Source organism: Streptomyces sp. NPDC048623, assembly GCF_040650755.1.
Classification (GTDB): Bacteria; Actinomycetota; Actinomycetes; order Streptomycetales; family Streptomycetaceae; genus Streptomyces.
Window position 1 is genome coordinate 322,753 of record NZ_JBEZHV010000006.1, and the last position, 17,828, is coordinate 340,580.

General features: G+C 73.2%; 14 protein-coding genes. 9 read left to right on the top strand and 5 right to left on the bottom strand.

Going from position 1 to position 17,828, the window contains the following annotated elements:
• Positions 1–146: 146 nt before the first annotated feature.
• Positions 147–1,316 carry an esterase-like activity of phytase family protein gene (locus AB0C73_RS12205; protein ID WP_362527904.1) on the bottom strand — a complete coding sequence of 390 codons (1,170 nt, stop codon included), beginning with the start codon at positions 1,314–1,316 and terminating at the stop codon, positions 147–149.
• Between the two features lie 187 nt (positions 1,317–1,503).
• Here AB0C73_RS12205 and AB0C73_RS12210 point away from each other — a divergent pair, with 187 nt between their 5' ends.
• Positions 1,504–2,058 (top strand): DJ-1/PfpI/YhbO family deglycase/protease, encoded by a 555-nt coding sequence (locus AB0C73_RS12210; RefSeq protein WP_362528054.1) that lies wholly within the window; start codon positions 1,504–1,506, stop codon positions 2,056–2,058.
• A 58-nt stretch (positions 2,059–2,116) separates the two neighbouring features.
• Here AB0C73_RS12210 and AB0C73_RS12215 read toward each other — a convergent pair whose 3' ends face one another.
• Positions 2,117–2,584, bottom strand: a complete 468-nt coding sequence (locus AB0C73_RS12215) for a universal stress protein (protein ID WP_362527906.1) — start codon at positions 2,582–2,584, stop codon at positions 2,117–2,119.
• A 147-nt stretch (positions 2,585–2,731) separates the two neighbouring features.
• On the opposite strand from AB0C73_RS12215, the gene AB0C73_RS12220 reads away from it, so the two are divergent.
• Positions 2,732–3,691, top strand: coding sequence for an NmrA/HSCARG family protein (locus AB0C73_RS12220; RefSeq protein ID WP_362527908.1), 960 nt, complete (start codon positions 2,732–2,734; stop codon positions 3,689–3,691).
• Between the two features lie 457 nt (positions 3,692–4,148).
• The gene (locus AB0C73_RS12225; protein ID WP_362527910.1) at positions 4,149–4,595 is read left to right on the top strand and encodes an ArsI/CadI family heavy metal resistance metalloenzyme; all 447 of its coding nucleotides are present in this window, start codon (positions 4,149–4,151) and stop codon (positions 4,593–4,595) included.
• Here the strand turns inward: AB0C73_RS12225 and AB0C73_RS12230 are convergent.
• Positions 4,572–5,924, bottom strand: a complete 1,353-nt coding sequence (locus tag AB0C73_RS12230) for an NAD(P)/FAD-dependent oxidoreductase (protein ID WP_362527913.1) — start codon at positions 5,922–5,924, stop codon at positions 4,572–4,574. The two genes, AB0C73_RS12225 and AB0C73_RS12230, sit on opposite strands and share 24 nt — an antisense overlap.
• A gap of 92 nt (positions 5,925–6,016) precedes the next feature.
• The gene (locus AB0C73_RS12235) at positions 6,017–6,973 is read right to left on the bottom strand and encodes a LysR family transcriptional regulator (protein ID WP_362527915.1); all 957 of its coding nucleotides are present in this window, start codon (positions 6,971–6,973) and stop codon (positions 6,017–6,019) included.
• A gap of 118 nt (positions 6,974–7,091) precedes the next feature.
• Here AB0C73_RS12235 and AB0C73_RS12240 point away from each other — a divergent pair, with 118 nt between their 5' ends.
• From AB0C73_RS12240 to AB0C73_RS12255, 4 genes are all read left to right on the top strand, one after another.
• Positions 7,092–8,459, top strand: coding sequence for a D-arabinono-1,4-lactone oxidase (locus tag AB0C73_RS12240; RefSeq protein WP_362527917.1), 1,368 nt, complete (start codon positions 7,092–7,094; stop codon positions 8,457–8,459).
• A 63-nt stretch (positions 8,460–8,522) separates the two neighbouring features.
• Positions 8,523–9,206 carry a TetR/AcrR family transcriptional regulator gene (locus AB0C73_RS12245; RefSeq protein WP_362527919.1) on the top strand — a complete coding sequence of 228 codons (684 nt, stop codon included), beginning with the start codon at positions 8,523–8,525 and terminating at the stop codon, positions 9,204–9,206.
• Between the two features lie 69 nt (positions 9,207–9,275).
• A complete protein-coding gene (locus tag AB0C73_RS12250) occupies positions 9,276–10,655 on the top strand; it encodes a GH1 family beta-glucosidase (protein ID WP_362527921.1) in 1,380 nt (459 codons plus the stop codon).
• Between the two features lie 16 nt (positions 10,656–10,671).
• On the top strand, positions 10,672–12,042 hold the full coding sequence (locus AB0C73_RS12255) for an MFS transporter (protein WP_362527924.1): 1,371 nt from the start codon (positions 10,672–10,674) through the stop codon (positions 12,040–12,042).
• A 17-nt stretch (positions 12,043–12,059) separates the two neighbouring features.
• Here the strand turns inward: AB0C73_RS12255 and AB0C73_RS12260 are convergent, their stop codons facing one another.
• A complete protein-coding gene (locus AB0C73_RS12260) occupies positions 12,060–13,535 on the bottom strand; it encodes an LCP family protein (RefSeq protein WP_362527926.1) in 1,476 nt (491 codons plus the stop codon).
• 259 nt (positions 13,536–13,794) lie between these two features.
• Between AB0C73_RS12260 and AB0C73_RS12265 the strand changes: the two genes are divergently transcribed.
• Together AB0C73_RS12265 and scpA are read left to right on the top strand one after the other, a co-directional pair.
• Positions 13,795–15,618, top strand: coding sequence for a methylmalonyl-CoA mutase subunit beta (locus AB0C73_RS12265; protein WP_362527929.1), 1,824 nt, complete (start codon positions 13,795–13,797; stop codon positions 15,616–15,618).
• Positions 15,618–17,828, top strand: a complete 2,211-nt coding sequence (scpA, locus tag AB0C73_RS12270; protein ID WP_362527932.1) for a methylmalonyl-CoA mutase — start codon at positions 15,618–15,620, stop codon at positions 17,826–17,828. The genes AB0C73_RS12265 and scpA overlap by 1 nt, the downstream gene beginning before the upstream one ends.

Consider the following 17,828-nt stretch of genomic DNA (forward strand, 5'->3'; position numbering starts at 1 on the left):
TGGGTGGGCGGGTACCCGTTCGCGGTGCTGCTGATGGCGGTGGTGTGCACCAGCCTGTACGTGATCTTCAAGCGGAAGGACTGGCTCTAGGCGGCCCGGCCGCCGGCCGCGCCCCCTGGGGCACAGGCCGGCGGCCGTCACCCTGCTCAGCGGACGGCGAGCGCCACGATCTGGGTCACCGCGTCGTCGGCGAAGTTGTCGTCGCTGACCAGGATCAGCGTCCGTTCGCCGGAGGGCAGGGCCGGGCCCCAGGTCATGCCCTCGGTGTTGTCGACGGTCGACAGGCCCAGGGTGTCGAAGTCCGCGACGAGCGTCTTGCGCATCGGGGTCACCGGCGTGCCGGCCACCAGGGAGTCGACCGCCCGCACGTCCGTCGCCCCGCGCGTGGTGGCGTCGAAGAGGCGGATCTTGTAGCCCGAGCCGGCGACCCAGGTGCGTTCGAGCACGAGGTAGCGGTCGGGGTCGTCGGGGAAGGCGAGGATCGAGGGGACGCCGGTGTCCGGGCCCCAGGGGCTGTTCGGGTCGGAGGCGGCGAAGATCTTCTCGATGGGGTACGCGAACTGCCCGAGCATCCGGCCCTCGCGGGTCTGCTTGGTGACCCGGACGAGTGCGCCGTGCTCCAGGTCGGGCACCGGGCCGTCCTGGAGCAGCGGGCCCTCGATCGCGCTCGTCAGCACCCGGCCGCGGTCGCCGAAGGTGATCGCCTCGATCGCCTGGTTCCGGCGCGGTCCGCGGTCCTCCGTCGTGATCTCGTAGTTCGCCGGCAGCCGCAGCCGGCCGAGGTAGGCGCCGGTGGGCGAGGCGTACTGGATGGACGGCTGGATCACCGGCGGCCCGGCCGTCGCGGGCCGGTCGCCCTCCTGCGCCCACCAGTAGTGGCAGCTGCGCGGGTCGACCCGGATCTCCTCCGGGTCGACGGCCTTGCCGTCGCCGATGGACGGCGACGGATAGACCGAGCCGTCGGGCTGGAGGAAGGCGTGGGTCCCGGTGAAGTCGACGGAGTGCACGCCGCCGGCGTCCACGTCCAGCTTCGCGGTGTAGAAGCGGGCGGGCTGCAGATACGAGCGGTCGTCGCTGATGAACACGTACTCGCCGGTGCACCGGTTGCGGTCGAGGCCGGAGAGGCCGCCGACCGTGGTGCCCTGGAAGTCGAGCTTGTACGGGACGATCTTCTCGCCGAGCAGCCGGGCGTGCGCCGCGCGCTCCGACGACGGGGCGGGATCGCCGGGTTGGGCGGCCGCCGCCACGGCGGGGGTGAGGGTCGAGGTCAGAAGCAGGGCCGCGGCGCACACACGGCGCGTCAGGGAAGCTCTCATGCCGATGATCTTGTCGTGGTCCGCCCGCGCGCCGCAGTCGCCCAACCGGGTACTCCTGCCGGCGAACGATCACACCATCCGCCCGGCGCACGTGACAGCGAGCGACCCGCATGAACGTGCGCGGCAGGGGCAGCGGCAGGGCGACGGAACTTACGGAGAGGAGTGGAGCACCGTGGAGCTCGACGGAATGAACGCTCTCTTCCTCACCACCAACTACGGCGTCGAGCAGGACGAGCTCGCCCGCCCCGCGGCCGCCCTGCGCGCCGCCGGCGCGACCGTCACGCTCGCCGCACCGCGGGCCGAGCCGGTCCTGACCCTCGTCTCGGACCGGCGGCCCGGCGCCGTCGTCGGCGCGGACACGCGCCTGGCCGACGTCACGGCGCAGGAGTACGACGCGGTCGTCGTCCCGGGCGGCACGCTCAACGCCGACCGGCTGCGCACGAACGTCCACGCCCGGCGCCTGGTCCGCGCCTTCGCCGAGGCCGGCAGACCGGTGGCCGCGATCTGTCACGGCCCGTGGCTGCTCGTGGACGGCTCGATCGTGCGGGGCCGCGAGCTGACCTCGTACCCCTCACTGCGTACCGACATCGAGAACGCGGGCGGCACCTGGCGCGACGAGCAGGTCGTCGTCGACACGTCCGGCGGCTTCCCGCTGATCACGTCCCGGCGGCCCGGTGACCTGGACGCGTTCTGCTCGGCGATCGTCCGCACGCTCCAGGCCCGCGTCGCGACGACGCGGTGACCGGGACACGGCGACCGTGACGCGGTGACCGTGCCGGCGCCTTCGGCGGCCTGGTCGGTCAGGTGCCCGTTCCCGAGGTGCCCTTTCGGACGATCACGACCGGGCACGAGGCGTGCACGGCGCACTGCTGGCTGACGGACCCGAGCAGCAGGCTGGAGAAACCTCCGCGGCCCCGGCTGCCCACGACAAGCAGTTCCGCGCCCTCCGCCGCCTCGATCAGCACCTGGGCCGGATTGCCCCGTACGACATGCTCGTCGAGGGGCACACCGGCCGTGCTGTTGAGCTCTTCCCGCAGTTCCTCGGAGAGCGCCAGGCCGGCCTCGTGCGCGTCGAAGGAGGCCTCCATGGCCGGCGCGGACCACCCCACGGCTCCCGGCAGGTCGTACGCGGCGACGGCCTGCACCGTCGCGCCGATGAGGCGGGCGTGCCGGGCCGCCCATCGCAGGGCCTCGTGCGAGGCCGGGGAACCGTCCACGCCGACGACGATGCGCCGCGTCTGCTCACTGGTGTTCTTGCCCGTGTTCATGCCGGTATCCATGCCCGTGTTCATGCCCCGCGCCTGCCCACGGAGCCCGCGCTCACCCGTTCCGGTGCATATCCGGCGCATATATGGGAGCGGCCAGGGAACGCGCCGCAAAGAGACCACCTGCGAGGCGGCGAGGCGCATCACGTCATGACCGACAAGAAGATCATCACGGTATTCGGTGCCACCGGCCGGCAGGGCGGCGGCCTGGCGCGGGCGATCCTCGCGGAGCACGGCGACGACGCGGAGTTCTCCGTACGCGCGATCACGCGGCACCCGGATTCGGAGCCGGCCCGGGAGCTGGAGCGGCTGGGCGCCGAGATCGTACGGGCCGACATGGACGAGGAGGAGAGCCTCGGCGCGGCGTTCGAGCACGCGTACGGCGCGTTCTGCATGACGAACTTCTGGGAGCACCTGTCCGCGGAGCGCGAGATCGCCCAGGCCGGGGCGGTCGCCAAGGCCGCCGCGCACGCGGGCGTGCAGCACGCGATCTGGTCCACCCTGGAGGACACCCGGGAGTGCGTACCGCTCGACGACCCGCGGATGCCCACGCTCCAGGAGCACTACAAGGTGCCGCACTTCGACGGCAAGGCGGAAGCCGACCACCTCTTCACCGACGCGGGCGTGCCGACGACGTTCCTGCGCACCACCTTCTTCTGGGAGAACCTGCTCGGCTCCTTCGCCCCGCAGCGCGGCGCCGACGGGGCGCTGTGGCTGACGTATCCGATGGGGGAGAGCCGGCTCTCGGGGATCGCGGCGGACGACGTCGGCAGGATCGCCCTGTCGATCTTCCGGCGCGGTACCGCGCTGATCGCCGCCACCGTCAGCGTCGCCGGTGAGCACCTTGGCGTCGCCGCCATGGCCGCCGCCCTCACCGACGCGCTCGACCAGCCGGTGCGCTACCGCCCCCTCACCCCGGACGAGTGGCGCGCCCAGGGCTTCCCGGGCGCGGACGAGTCGGGAAACATGTTCCAGTTCTACGCGGAGTGCGAGCACCGCTTCACCCGTGCCCGCGACCTCGACGCCGTCCGCGCCCTCGACCCCGCGCTCCAGGACTTCACCACCTGGCTCAACGCCCACCGCGAGCAGCTGCGCAACGCGTTGATCTGAGCCGCTTCGGCGGCGCGCTGTGGGTGCCGATGACGCGGAAGCCGGCCCGCCGGTGGAGGGCGAGGCTGGCGGTGTTCTCGGGCCGCGAACGCGTCGGCCGCCAGGAAGACGCCGGACTGGACGGTCCAGATGCCGGCGGACTCGGTGGAGGCCAGGAGGGCGGTCAGCAGGGTCAGCGCGACGCGGCGGCCCCGGGGGCGATCAGCACGGCCCGGCGAATCGGCGGCGCGGGGGCGGTCACGCCGACCCCTTCGCGACCGCCGTCGCGACCGCCGTCGCGGCCGGCGCCGCAACGGGCATGCCGAGGAGACGGTGGCGTGCTGGTTCTGCCCGAGCACCGGCAGCAGACCCGCCTGTTTCGACATTCCTCAATATTGACAGGTGTCGATCCCGGTGCCACTGTGGCCCCTGTATCGACAGGCGTCGATACAGGCCGCTTCCCGAGGAGTGAACCGCCATGTCCCGCGTCCAGCTCGCCCTGCGCGTCGCCGATCTCGAAGGCTCGATCGCCTTCTACTCCAAGCTCTTCGGCACTGAACCCGCCAAGCGCCGCCCCGGCTACGCCAACTTCGCCATCGCCGAGCCCCCGCTCAAGCTCGTCCTCATCGAGGGCGAGCCCGGCGAGGACACCCGCCTCGACCACCTCGGCGTCGAGGTCGCCACCACCGAGGACGTCACCGCGGCTGCCGGCCGGCTCAAGGACTCCGGCCTGGCGACCGTCGAGGAGGTCGACACCTCCTGCTGTTACGCCCTCCAGGACAAGGTGTGGGTCACGGGGCCCGGCAAGGAGCCCTGGGAGGTGTACGTCGTCAAGGCCGACGCCGACACGCTCGCTAAGAGCTCCCCGACCCCGGCCCCGGCCTGCGACACGGCGGCGGCCTCAGCGGGGTGCTGCGCCGGCTGACCCCGGCGTGGCCGCCCCGCGCCCGCGGTGCCGCAGATTGACCAGCGCCGCCTTCGCCAGCGCCAGCGGGTTGAGGAAGCGCAGGGGACCGATCAGACGCGAGCCGAAGAGGAACAGGTGCCGCGCCATCGCCGCATCCCGCGCCGCCGCCGCGAACATCAGGCGCTCGCCCGGGTTGAACGGCCGTGCCGTGGCGGCGAAGTCGACGGCCAGCATCTGGTGACCGCGCAGCCGGCGCCGGTGGGTGCGTGCGTACGAGGCCAGCGAGCGGTCGAGCTCAGCCCGGCCCCGGCCACCCCGACCGCCCTGGCCACTCCGCTCGTCCCGCTCGTCCCGCTCGCCCCCGTCGCCCCGGCCGCCGCTCACCGCCGGGGCGACCGCCTGCGCCAGCCACTGCGCGGACTGCAGCGCCCACCCGCAGCCCACGCCCCACGCGGGATCGCCGGTCAGGGCGGCGTCGCCGATCAGCGCGACGCCCGGGGCGGTCGGTTCGCGGCTGATCAGCGGGTAGTCGACCATGCCGACGATCTTCGAGACGCGCTCGGCGGAGTCGATGGGCGGCGCCTCCGGCAGAGCGCGTATCGACGTGTAGAAGCTGCCCTCCAGATCCTCCCGGAAGGCCGGCAGGCGCTTCTTGTCCGGGAGGACGGCGACGACCGTGACCCCGTCGTCGTTCGGGAACGCGTACGCCAGGTCGGGTTCGAGGAACCAGGCGTGGCTGACCCCGCGGTGCAGCGGAAGGCCGCGGAAGTGTGCGAGATAGCCGAACCGCGCGTTCTCGTGCCGCCGCGTCGGCACCTCGGCGAACCTCGCCACGGCCGAGTCCCTGCCGTCCGCACCGACGACGAGCCGGGCCCGGATCTCGCGTTCCTCACCCCGCGGCGTCGCCACCCGCACCCCCACGGTCCGCCCGTCCTCACGGACGAGCCCGGTCACCCGGTGGCCGGTGAGCAGATCGACGCCAGGGGTCTGGGCCGCGCGGGACCTGATGAGCGGGTCGAGGGTGCTGCGCCGGACGTTGTACCCGTACGGCAGCTCGGGACCGCCGGGGGCGGCCCGCGGCTCGATCCATCCCCAGCGCGTGTGCCAGCGGCCCTCGTTGCGGACGGCGCCCGCCTCCTCCAGGGCGGGGACGAGACCGAGTTCGTTGAGGACCGGGTAGGCGCTGGCCTGGAGGGAGTGGGTGCACAGCACCTTGTACGCCTCCGGGTCCGAGCGCCGCTCCAGGAGCGCGACGCGGGCCCCGCGCCGGGCGAGCAGAACCGCCGCGGCGCTGCCGGCGAGGCCGGCTCCACTGATGACGACGTCGTATGTCTCGGGCCTGGTCATGCCCTGATCGCCCCCTTCCGGTATCGCACCACCCGAGCGGATGGCGCGGCAGATCGCTGCAGAGCCAGAGCTGTCAGGAGCATGACCGAATGTCAAGAGGTGCGGCCGGTGCGAGCCGCCTCGTCACCGAACGGTGCCTCGATCGCCGCCACGATCGCGCCCTCCCGGTCCCGCACCTCCCGCGCCGCCGCCACGAAGCGGTCCACCGCCGCCGACCGGTGACCCCGGCGCCAGGCGACGGCCAGGGTCGAGGCGGGCACGCCGGTGAGGGGGACGTAACGGACCCCGGGGTGCGGGGTGTAGCGCTGGGCGCCGGCGACGGTGATCGCGCAGGCCAGACCGGCGGCGACGACCTGCATCTCCTCGGTGTGGGAGGTGGTCGTGCGGACGACTCGGGGCGGGCGGCCGCCCCGTCGCTCGTCGAGGGTCCAGGAGCGCCGCCAGACCGCGTCGGCGGTACGGCCGATGGCCAGGGGTTCGTCGATGACGTCCTCGGCGGCGAGGCGGGCACGGCCGGCCAGGCGGTGGCCGGCCGGGAGGGCGACGACCAGGGGTTCCCGGAACAGCGGGAGCGCGTCCAGGTCGGGCAGGGCCAGCGGGAGCCGGACGAACCCGACGTCGGACGATCCGCCGGCGAGCCCGGCCGACGGATCCTCGAACCCGGTTTCGTGCAGGTCGAGCTGGACGTCCGGGCAGCGGGCCGCGAACTCGGCGAGGATCGGCGCGGTCAGCTCCAGCGCACCGCCCGTCACGAACCCGAGGCGCACCGTCCCCGACAGGCCCCGGCTCGCGCTCAGCGCGGCGGCGACCCCGGCGTCCAGGGCGGCGAGGGACTCCCGTACCGAGGCGAGGAAGGCCGCTCCGGCGGGGGTCAGCGCCATACTGCGGGTGGTGCGCTCCAGGAGCCGTACGCCCACGGCGTCCTCCAGATCGCGGAGCTGCTTGCTCAGCGCCTGCTGCGTGACGAAGAGGCGGGCGGCCGCCCGGCTGAAGTTCAGCTCCTCGGCCACCACGACGAAGTTCCGCAGTTTCTGCGTGGCGACATCCACAACGGTTGATTGTAGACGCGGGCCCAAGTCGTTGTTTCCCTGGGTAACGGAGCGCCCCTACGTTGACTGCCCATACGGTGCCGCGTCTCCCCACGGGAGCCTCCGACAGGAGCCGATCATGCACGCATCCCCGCACGCATCCCCGCACGTGACCACCGCGGCCGAGCCCGCGGTCTGGCAGAACTGGTCGGGAGACGTCCGCATCCACCCCGCTCGCACGGTCGCCCCCGCCACGCCCGCCGAGGTCGCGGACGCGGTCGGGGCCGCGGCGCGGAACGGGCTGCGGATCAAGGCGGTGGGCTCGGGGCACTCGTTCACCTCGATCGCCGCGACCGACGGCGTGCTGCTGCGGATGGACCGGCTCGACGGGCTGGTCTCGGTGGACCGGGCGAGCGGGCTCGTCACGGTCCAGGGCGGGATGCCGCTGCACCGGATCAACCCGCTGCTCGCCGAGCACGGTCTCGCCATGGAGAACCTGGGCGACATCGACCGCCAAACGATCACCGGCGCGATCTCCACCGGCACCCACGGCACCGGCGTGCGCTTCGGCGGCATCGCCACCCAGGTGCGGGCCCTGGACCTGGTCCTCGCCGACGGCTCGGAGGTGCACTGCTCCGCCGAGGAGAACCCCGACCTCTTCTCGGCCGCCCGGATCGGCCTCGGCGCGCTCGGCATCATCACCACCGTCACCCTGCAGTGCGTGCCGAGTTACGCGCTGCGCTGCGTCGAGGAGCCGATGCCGCTGGACCGCGTGCTCGCGGACCTCGACCAACTGGTCGACGGCAGCGATCACTTCGAGTTCTTCTGGTTCCCGCACACCCGGACCGCCCTGACCAAGCGCCTCACCCGGCTCCCGGCCGACGCCGCGCTCTCCCCGGTGAGCCCGCTGCGGCGCTGGTTCGACGACGACTTCGTCACCAACACCGCGTTCGAGGGGCTGCTGCGCCTCGGCACCCGTTTCCCGGCCGCCGTCCCCGCGATCACCCGCCTCGCGACCGGCGCGGTCTCCTCCCGCGACTACAGCGACGTGTCCTACCGGGTGTTCGCCTCGCCGCGCGACGTGCGCTTCCGCGAGGGCGAGTACGCCGTCCCCCGTGAGCACGCCGCCGACGTCATCCGGGAGATCGCCCACTGGACCGCCACCCACGACGAGAAGGTCTCCTTCCCGCTGGAGGTCCGCTTCTCGGCCGCGGACGACATCCCGCTCTCCCCGAGCCACCGGCGCACCAGCGCGTACATCGCCTTCCACCAGTACCACCGGATGCCGTACGAGCGGTACTTCGACGCCGTCCAGTCCGTGTTCGACACCGTCGACGGCCGGCCGCACTGGGGCAAGATGCACCGCCTGGACGCCGAGCGGCTGCGACCGCGCTATCCGCGCTTCGACGAGTTCACCGCGCTGCGCGACAGGCTCGACCCGGAAGGGCTGTTCCGCAACACCTATCTGGACACGGTGCTCGGCGTCCCCGGACGACGGGAGGACTGACCCGGCCGCCTCCCCCGGCGTGCGTGTTACGTTCCCCCCTCGTCGGACGACCGGGAGAGTGGAGTGACGGACACAGCGGGTCGGGGGACGGGGCCGGAGACCGTACGGCGGGGGGCGAGGGAGCCGCGACAGGCGCGCAGCCGGGCGCGGGTCGAAGCGATTCTCGGGGCGGCCGACCGGATCCTGTCGCAGCAGGGGTACGAGGCACTGACGATGCGGCGGATCGCCGAGGAGTCGGGCGCGCCGGTCGGCAGCATCTACCAGTTCTACGCGGACAAGGGCGCCGTGGTGGACGCCCTCGGCCGGCGGTATCTGGAGGGGTTCAGGGCGGCGACCGACGATCTGGTCGAGCGGGCCGTCGCGGGTGAACTGACCGATCCCGTCGGAACGATGGTCGAGGTGTACGCGGAGCTGTTCCGGTCCCAGCCGGGCGGCATGGCGCTGTGGGCCGGGCGGCATCTGAGCCCGGAGCTCGCGCGGGCGGACGAGGCGAGCAACGCGCTCATCGCCGAGGGGCTGCGGCGGATCGTGGCGGAGCTGACCGGCGCGCCCGGCGGTGAGCTGGTGGGGCGCGCGGCGCGCATGGTGGTGTGGGCCGCCAACGCCGTACTGCACGAGGTGTTCAAGGGCGGCGGCGAGCCGGATGCCGAGGCCGTGGACGAGCTCAAGCGGATGCTGAACGCGTACTGGGAGGACCTGCGGGGACGGCTGACAGGCGGTGCCCTGACAGGAGGCGCACACCCATAGAACGTGAACGGATGTTCATGTTATGTTGCGGCCCGCCGTGAGCGACTCTCGCCTCAGGAACGAAGGCAGGTGCGCGTGACCACCAGCTCCACGGGTCCCTCCTGGACCCGACTCCCCCGGTTCCCGGCCGACTTCGTCTGGGGCGCGTCGACCGCCGCGTACCAGATCGAGGGCGCGGCCGAGGAGGACGGCAAAGGCCCGTCGGTCTGGGACACCTTCGTACGGCGCCCCGGCGCCGTCCGCGACGCGCACACCGGGGACGTGGCCTGCGACCACTACCACCGCCTGGACGAGGACGTCGCGCTGATGCGCCGCCTCGGCCTCGACGCGTACCGCTTCTCGATCTCCTGGCCGCGTGTGCTGCCGGCCGGTACAGGGAAGGTCGAGCCGCGCGGCCTCGACTTCTACGAACGCCTCGTCGACGCCCTGCTCGACGCCGGCATCGAGCCGACCCCCACGCTCTTCCACTGGGATCTGCCGCAGGCTCTGGAGGACGAGGGCGGCTGGCTGAGCCGGGACACCGCGTACCGGTTCGGCGAGTACGCCGCCGTGGTCGCCGGCCGGCTCGGCGACCGGGTCACGCGCTGGATCACCCTCAACGAGCCCTTCGTGCACATGTCCTTCGGCTACGGCTTCGGCGTCCACGCCCCCGGCCGCGCGCTGATGCTGGACGCCCTGCCCGTCGCCCACCACCAACTCCTCGGCCACGGGCTCGCGTCGGCGGCACTGCGGGCCGCCGCCCCGGACGCGCAGGTGCTCCTCGCCAACAACTGCACGCCCGTACGGCTGCGTTCGGACGCGCGGCGGGACGAGGACGCGGCGGCGGCCTCGGCGTACGACATCCTCCACAACCGGCTCTTCAACGACCCGCTGCTGCTTGGCACTTACCCGGACCTGTCGGACTACGGCGTGGGCGATCCGAGTTGGGGCGGGGTGGTGCGCGACGGCGATCTCGCCACGATCGGCGCGCCGCTGGACGGCCTCGGCGTCAACTACTACAACCCGACCTGGGTGACCGCCCCGGCCGACCCCGCGGGCGGGCTGCCCTTCGACCTGGCCGAGCCGGAGGAGCCGTACGAGCGCACCGCGTTCGGCTGGCCGGTCGTGCCCGACGGGCTCACCGAGCTGCTGACCGGCCTCAGGGCACGGTACGGCGAGGCCCTTCCGCCGGTCTGGATCACCGAGAACGGCTGCTCGCAGCCGGCCGGTCTGGACGACCGGGCGCGCGTCGACTACCTCGCCGGGCACATCGGCGCGGTCGCCCGGGCCAGGGCCGAAGGGGTGGACGTACGCGGCTACTTCACCTGGTCGCTGCTCGACAACTTCGAGTGGGCCGAGGGGTACCACCAGCGTTTCGGTCTGGTCGAGGTCGACTTCGCGACCGGCCTGCGCACGCCCCGGGCGAGCTTCGCCTGGTACCGCGACCTGATCGCCTCGCAGCGGTCCTGAGCGACGGAGCCGACACATGACGCACGCCTCCGCGGCGGGCGGGGCGGCCGCGGACGGGCCGCACCCGGCCGGACCGGCCGCCGGCGGACCGACCGCGAGCGGACCGGCCACGGCAGGACCGGCCACGGGACCGATCACGACAGGACCGGTCACGGGACCGGCCGTCCTCGCCGAGCCCACCGTCCCCGTCACGTCCGGCTGGACGACGGGCCTCTCCCTCGCCACCCTCGCCGTCTTCATGGCGTTCATGACACCCATCCAGATCCTGCTGCCGCTCCAGCTGGAGCAGATCGACCCGCACGGCAAGAACGGAGCACTGGCGCTCGTCACCGGCCTGGGCGCGCTCGTCGCCGTCGTCGTCAATCCGCTCGCGGGCGCCTGGTCGGACCGGACGACGAGCCGGTACGGGCGGCGCCGGCCGTGGATCCTGGGCGGCGCCGTGGCCGGGGCGGCGGGCCTGGTCCTCACCGCGTCCCAGCACACCGTCACCGGGGTCGCCGCCGGCTGGTGTCTCGCGCAGGCGGGCCTGAACGCGATGCTGGCCGGCGTCACCACGCCGATCGCCGACCGCGTGCCGCTCGCCCAGCGCGCCCAGGTCTCCGGCTGGACCGGCCTGATGCAGTCCTTCGGTCTCGTCCTCGGCGCGCTGATCACCACGCTGCTCGTGACCGGAGTCCGGTCCGGTTACGGCACCCTCGCCCTGCTCACCGTCGCCCTCGCCCTGCCCTTCGTCCTGCGCCACGGCGAGCCGGCCCTGCCCCGCGCGCTGCGCCCCGCGTTCGACGCGCGCGCCTTCGCCCGCTCCTTCTGGGTCAGCCCGCGGCTGCACCCCGACTTCGGCTGGGCGTGGCTCACCCGCTTCCTGATCAACCTGGGCAACGCCCTCGGCACGCTCTATCTCTTCTACTTCCTCGCCGACGCCGTCCATCACGCCGACCCCGGCACGGGCGTGCTGATCCTCACCGTGGTCTACACGCTCTGCGCCGCGGTCACGGCCGTTCCGGCCGGTGTGCTGTCCGACCGCGCCGGACGCCGCAAGACCTTCGTCCTCGTCTGCTCGCTGGTCATGGCCGCGGCCGCGCTGCTGCTCGCGTTCCTCCACACCTGGCCGTCCGCGCTCGCGGCGGCGGCCGTGCTCGGTGCGGGGTACGGGATCTATCTCGCCGTCGACCAGGCTCTGGTCACCCAGGTCCTGCCGCGGGCCGCCGACCGCGCCAAGGACCTCGGCGTCATCAACATCGCCAACTCCGGCCCCCAGGTCCTCGCCCCCGCCCTCGCCTCCCCCGTGATCGCCCACCTCGGCGGCTACACGGGCCTCTACACCGCCGCCGCCCTGGTCACCCTCCTCGGCGGGCTGCTCGTCGGCCGCGTCCGCGGCGTGGCCTGACCGGCGGGAAGGGGGCTTCAGCCGTACGAGAGGTCGGCGCAGGGGTCCTCGTCGGCGGCGCGGGTGGCGGCGGGCGGCACCGTCGCCGGGGTGCGGCCGGGGGCCGTGGCGGTCGCGGACGCCGGCGCGGAGGGGTTGTCCGCGTAGGAGCGGCCGAGGGTGACGGTGATGCCGGGTGTGGTGACCTCGGTCAGGTCGGCGGCGGCGAAGCGGGTGGCGACGGCGGCGGCGCGGTCCCGCTCCCCCGGGCCGTACGCGATCACCGTGAGCGGGTGGGTCTGGTCCGGTGCGGTGGACGTGTCCGTGACGGTGAAGCCGGCCTCGCGGAGCATCCCGGCCGCGCGGGCGGCGAGGCCGCTGGTTCGGGTGCCGTTGCGGACGGCGACGGAGATGCCCGCGCCGGAGGCGGGTGAGGGGGTCGCGGTGGGGGCGGGGGCCGCCCCGCCCTTTCCCGTGCCGGCGCCGCCGCCGCCGAGCGGACGGTCGGACCTGAGGGCGGCCCAGAGCGCGTCGGCCTCGGGCTCGACGATCGCGACGCGGGCGCCCTCGTACCGCCAGGGGAGGGTGACGAAGGTGGTGTCGTGCAGGTTGACGTCCTTGAGGGACATCGCGAAGTCGATCAGCCTGTCGGCGGAGCCGAGTCCGGGGTCGACGGTCAGCGCGTCGGTGGCGGCGTTCGCGAGCGGCAGCAGCTTCGCCGGGGTGAGGCCGTCGCTCCTGACCTTCTTGAACAGGCTGCCGACGAAGGCCTGTTGGCGCTTGATACGGCCGATGTCGGAGCCGTCGCCGATGCCGTGGCGCAGCCGTACGTAGTCGAGCGCCTTCTGGCCCGAGACGGTCTGTTCGCCCTTGGGGAAGAGGAGTTCGCCCCGGGTGGGGCGGCGCGGGCTGAGGTCCTTCTGGTAGATGTCGTGCGGCAGGCACACCCGGACCCCGCCGACGACGTCCGTGAGCGCCGCGAAGCCCTTGAAGTCGACGACCACGGTGTGGTCGACCCGCAGTCCGGTGAGCTTCTCGACGGTGTTCTGGGTGCAGGCGGGATTGCCCTTGGCCGTCTCGCCCACGCTGAACGCCGAGTTGAACATGGCCCGGGTACGGGGCCTGGTCCAGGTGCCGTCGGGCAGCCGGCACGGCGGGATGTCCACCAGGGTGTCGCGGGGGAAGGACACGGCCACGGCGTGCCGGCGGTCGCGGTAGACGTGCAGCAGGAACGCGGTGTCGGAGCGCCCGATGTCGTCCGCGCTCCCGCCGCCGAGTTCGCTGTTGCCGTCGGTGCGCGCGTCGGAGCCGATGACGAGCACGTTCTGCCCGTGGGCGGAGGCGGCGGGCCGGTTGTCGGAGATCCCGTCGGCGCCGAACGTGGCGATGTCGCCGTCGAGTTCGAGATAGATCCAGCCCAGGCCGGACACCGCGAGCACGAGCAGTGCCAGCGCCGTGCTGAACAGGCGCCCGCCACGGCGGCGCCCGCGCGGAGTGTGGAGCTTGGCAGTCATCGGTACGCCCTCGTCACGCCCTCGTTCGTCCGGTCGTACAGAGAGGGACGAGCGGCGGGGCCACGGGGTTGCACCGGGCGGGCCCGGGCGGGGACGTGCGGACGCCGCTCCCTTCGCCCCCGCCACCCCCACGTCCCTTGACAATCCGTCGCCCGGCGCCCAGCACGGACCGCCGCCCCGGATCAAGGGCAACCCGGAGAGGCCAAGGTCACAGCTGATCACGCTGCTGCTCGTATGCGCGGCGGCCTAGGCTCCGTATATGACTGTGCTGCCTGACGACGGCCTTTCCCTGGCCGCCGAGTTCCCCGCAGCGACCCATGCGCAGTGGCAGCGCCTCGTGGCGGGCGTGCTGAGCAGGTCGGGCAAGGACGTTCCCGAGACCGAGGCCGAGGACGCGCTGTCCACCGATGTGGGGGACGGCCTGCGGGCCCGGCCGTTGTACACGGCCGCCGACGGCGTGCCCGATCCCGGGCTGCCCGGCTTCGCCCCGTTCGTCCGCTCCGGCCGGGCCGAGGGGAACACCGCGGGCGGCTGGGACGTACGCCAGCGGCACCGTACGGCCGACCCCGAGGCCGTCCTGACGGACCTGGAGAACGGCGTCACCTCGCTGTGGCTGGCCGTGGGCACCGGCGGCATCCCGGTGTCCGAGCTCGACCGGGTCCTGGAGGGCGTCTACCTCGACCTCGCGCCCATCGCCCTGGACGCGGGCGCGGAGACCACCGCCGCCGCCGAGGAGCTGCTCGCGCTGTACGGGCGCCGCGGCGTCGCCCCGGAGGCCGTGCGCGGCAACCTGGGCGCCGACCCGCTCGGCACCGAGGCCCGCACCGGCACCGCGTACGACGGCGAGGCCGGGGACTTCCCGGGCTCCGTCGCCCTGGCCCGCCGCTGTGCGGACACGTACCCGGGTCTGCGCGCGCTGAGCGTGGACGCCCTGCCGTACCACGAGGCCGGTGGCTCCGCCGCTCAGGAGCTCGGTGCCTCGCTCGCGACCGGTGTCGCCTACCTCCGTGCCCTCACGGACGGTGGTCTGAGCGTCGAGCAGGCTCTGGGGCAGCTGGAGTTCCGCTACGCGGCCACCGCCGACCAGTTCCTGACCATCGCGAAGCTGCGCGCCGCGCGCCGCCTGTGGGCGCGGGTCGCCGAGGCCTCCGGCGCACCCGAGGCCGGGGCGCAGCTCCAGCACGCGGTCACCTCGCCGGTGATGATGACGGCCCGTGACCCGTGGGTGAACATGCTGCGGACGACGGTCGCCACGCTCGCGGCCGGTGTGGGCGGCGCCGAGTCGGTCACCGTGCACCCCTTCGACCACGCGCTCGGGCTGCCGGACGCGTTCGCGCGCCGGATCGCCCGCAACACCTCCACGATCCTCATCGAGGAGTCGCACCTGTCCCGGGTCATCGACCCGGCCGGCGGTTCCTGGTACGTGGAGACGCTGACCGACGAACTCGCCCGGGCCGCCTGGGAGTTCTTCCAGGAGATCGAGCGGGAGGGCGGCCAGGTCGCCGCGCTCCGCTCGGGCTGGATCGAGCAGCGGCTGAGCGCGACCTGGGCCGAGCGCTCGAAGGCCCTGGCCAAGCGCCGTGAACCCGTCACGGGCATCAGCGAGTTCCCGCACCTGGCGGAGAAGCCGGTGGTGCGCGAGCCCGCGCCCGCCGAGCCGTCCGGTGGTCTGCCGCGGGTCCGCCGCGACGAGGCGTTCGAGGCCCTGCGCGCCCGTTCCGACGCGCATCTCGCCGCGACCGGCGCCCGGCCGCGGGTCTATCTGGCCGCGCTCGGACCGGCCGCCGCGCACACCGCGCGCCTCACCTTCGCCGCCAACCTGTTCCAGGCCGGCGGCATCGAGCCCGTCACCGAGGGCTCGTTCGCGGACAGCGGCGCCGCCGAGGTCTGTCTGTGCTCCAGCGACGCCGTGTACGGGGAGCGGGCCGCGGAGGAGGCCGCCGCGTTCCGCGCCGCCGGTGCCGGGCACATCGCCCTCGCCGGGCGCCCGGCCGCGTACCCGGACGCCGACTCGTACGTCTTCGCGGGGTGCGACGCCGTCGCCGTGCTCTCCGCCACCCTCGACCGCATGGGAGTGTCCTGATGGGAATCCCCGACTTCACCGGGATCGACCTCGGATCCCCCACCCCGGCCGGCAGCGCCGACGACTGGCGTGACGCGGTCAAGCGCGCGTCGGGCGGCGACGACCTGCTGTGGGAGACGCCGGAGGACATCGGGGTCAAGCCGCTCTACACCGGCCGTGACCTGGAGGACGTCGACTTCCTCGGCACCTACCCGGGCGTGACGCCGTTCCTGCGCGGCCCGTACCCGACGATGTACGTCAACCAGCCGTGGACGATCCGGCAGTACGCGGGCTTCTCGACCGCAGAGGAGTCGAACGCCTTCTACCGGCGCAACCTCGCGGCGGGCCAGAAGGGTCTGTCGGTCGCCTTCGACCTGCCGACGCACCGCGGCTACGACAGCGACCACCCGCGCGTGACCGGCGACGTCGGCATGGCGGGCGTGGCGATCGACTCGATCTACGACATGCGGCAGCTGTTCGACGGCATCCCGCTGGACAAGATGTCGGTGTCGATGACGATGAACGGCGCGGTGCTGCCGATCCTCGCGCTCTACATCGTGGCGGCGGAGGAGCAGGGCGTCTCCGCCGACAAGCTCGCCGGGACCATCCAGAACGACATCCTCAAGGAGTTCATGGTCCGCAACACCTACATCTACCCGCCGAAGCCGTCGATGCGGATCATCTCCGACATCTTCGCCTTCACGTCGCGGAACATGCCCCGCTACAACTCCATCTCGATCTCCGGCTATCACATCCAGGAGGCCGGTGCGACGGCCGACCTGGAGCTCGCGTACACGCTCGCCGACGGCGTCGAGTACATCCGGGCGGGCCGTGAAGCGGGCCTGGACGTGGACGCGTTCGCGCCGCGCCTGTCGTTCTTCTGGGCGATCGGCATGAACTTCTTCATGGAGGTCGCCAAGCTGCGCGCGGCCCGGCTGCTCTGGGCCAAGCTGGTCAAGCAGTTCGACCCCAAGAACTCCAAGTCGCTGTCCCTGCGCACCCATTCGCAGACCTCCGGCTGGTCGCTCACCGCCCAGGACGTGTTCAACAACGTCACCCGGACGTGCGTGGAGGCGATGGCGGCGACCCAGGGCCACACCCAGTCGCTGCACACCAACGCGCTCGACGAGGCGCTCGCCCTGCCGACGGACTTCTCGGCGCGCATCGCCCGCAACACCCAGCTGCTCATCCAGCAGGAGTCGGGCACCACCCGGGTCATCGACCCGTGGGGCGGCAGCGCGTACGTGGAGCGCCTGACCTACGACCTGGCGCGCCGGGCCTGGCAGCACATCCAGGAGGTCGAGGCGGCCGGCGGCATGGCGCAGGCCATCGACGCGGGCATCCCGAAGCTGCGCGTCGAGGAGGCCGCGGCCCGTACCCAGGCCCGGATCGACTCCGGCCGCCAGCCGGTCATCGGCGTCAACAAGTACCGGGTCGACGGCGACGAGCAGATCGAGGTCCTCAAGGTCGACAACTCCTCGGTCCGCGCCCAGCAGATCGAGAAGCTGCGCCGGCTGCGCGCCGAGCGCGACGAGCGGGCCTGCCAGGACGCGCTCGACGACCTCACCCGGGCCGCGGGCGGCGAGGGCAACCTGCTCGAACTCGCGGTGCGCGCGGCCCGCGCGAAGGCGACGGTCGGCGAGATCTCGGACGCCCTGGAGAAGGTGTACGGACGGCACGCGGGCCAGATCCGTACGATCTCCGGCGTGTACCGCAACGAAGCAGGCGAGTCCCCGTCCGTGGACGGCACCCGCGCGCTCGTCGACTCCTTCGAGGAGAACGAGGGCCGGCGTCCCCGCATCCTGGTGGCCAAGATGGGCCAGGACGGGCACGACCGCGGCCAGAAGGTGATCGCGACCGCCTTCGCCGACCTGGGCTTCGACGTCGACGTCGGCCCGCTGTTCCAGACGCCGGCCGAGGTGGCCCGGCAGGCCGTCGAGGCGGACGTCCACATCGTGGGCGTCTCGTCCCTCGCGGCCGGTCACCTCACGCTCGTCCCCGCGCTGCGGGACGAGCTGGCGGCGGAGGGCCGCGAGGACATCATGATCGTGGTCGGCGGGGTCATCCCGCCCCAGGACGTGCCCACGCTCCTGGAGATGGGCGCGGCCGCGGTGTTCCCGCCCGGCACGGTGATCCCGGACGCCGCCGCGGACCTGGTGCGCCGGCTCTCGGCCGACCTGGGACACGACGCGGCCCCGGGACACGAGGCCGGACCGGGACACGACGCCTGA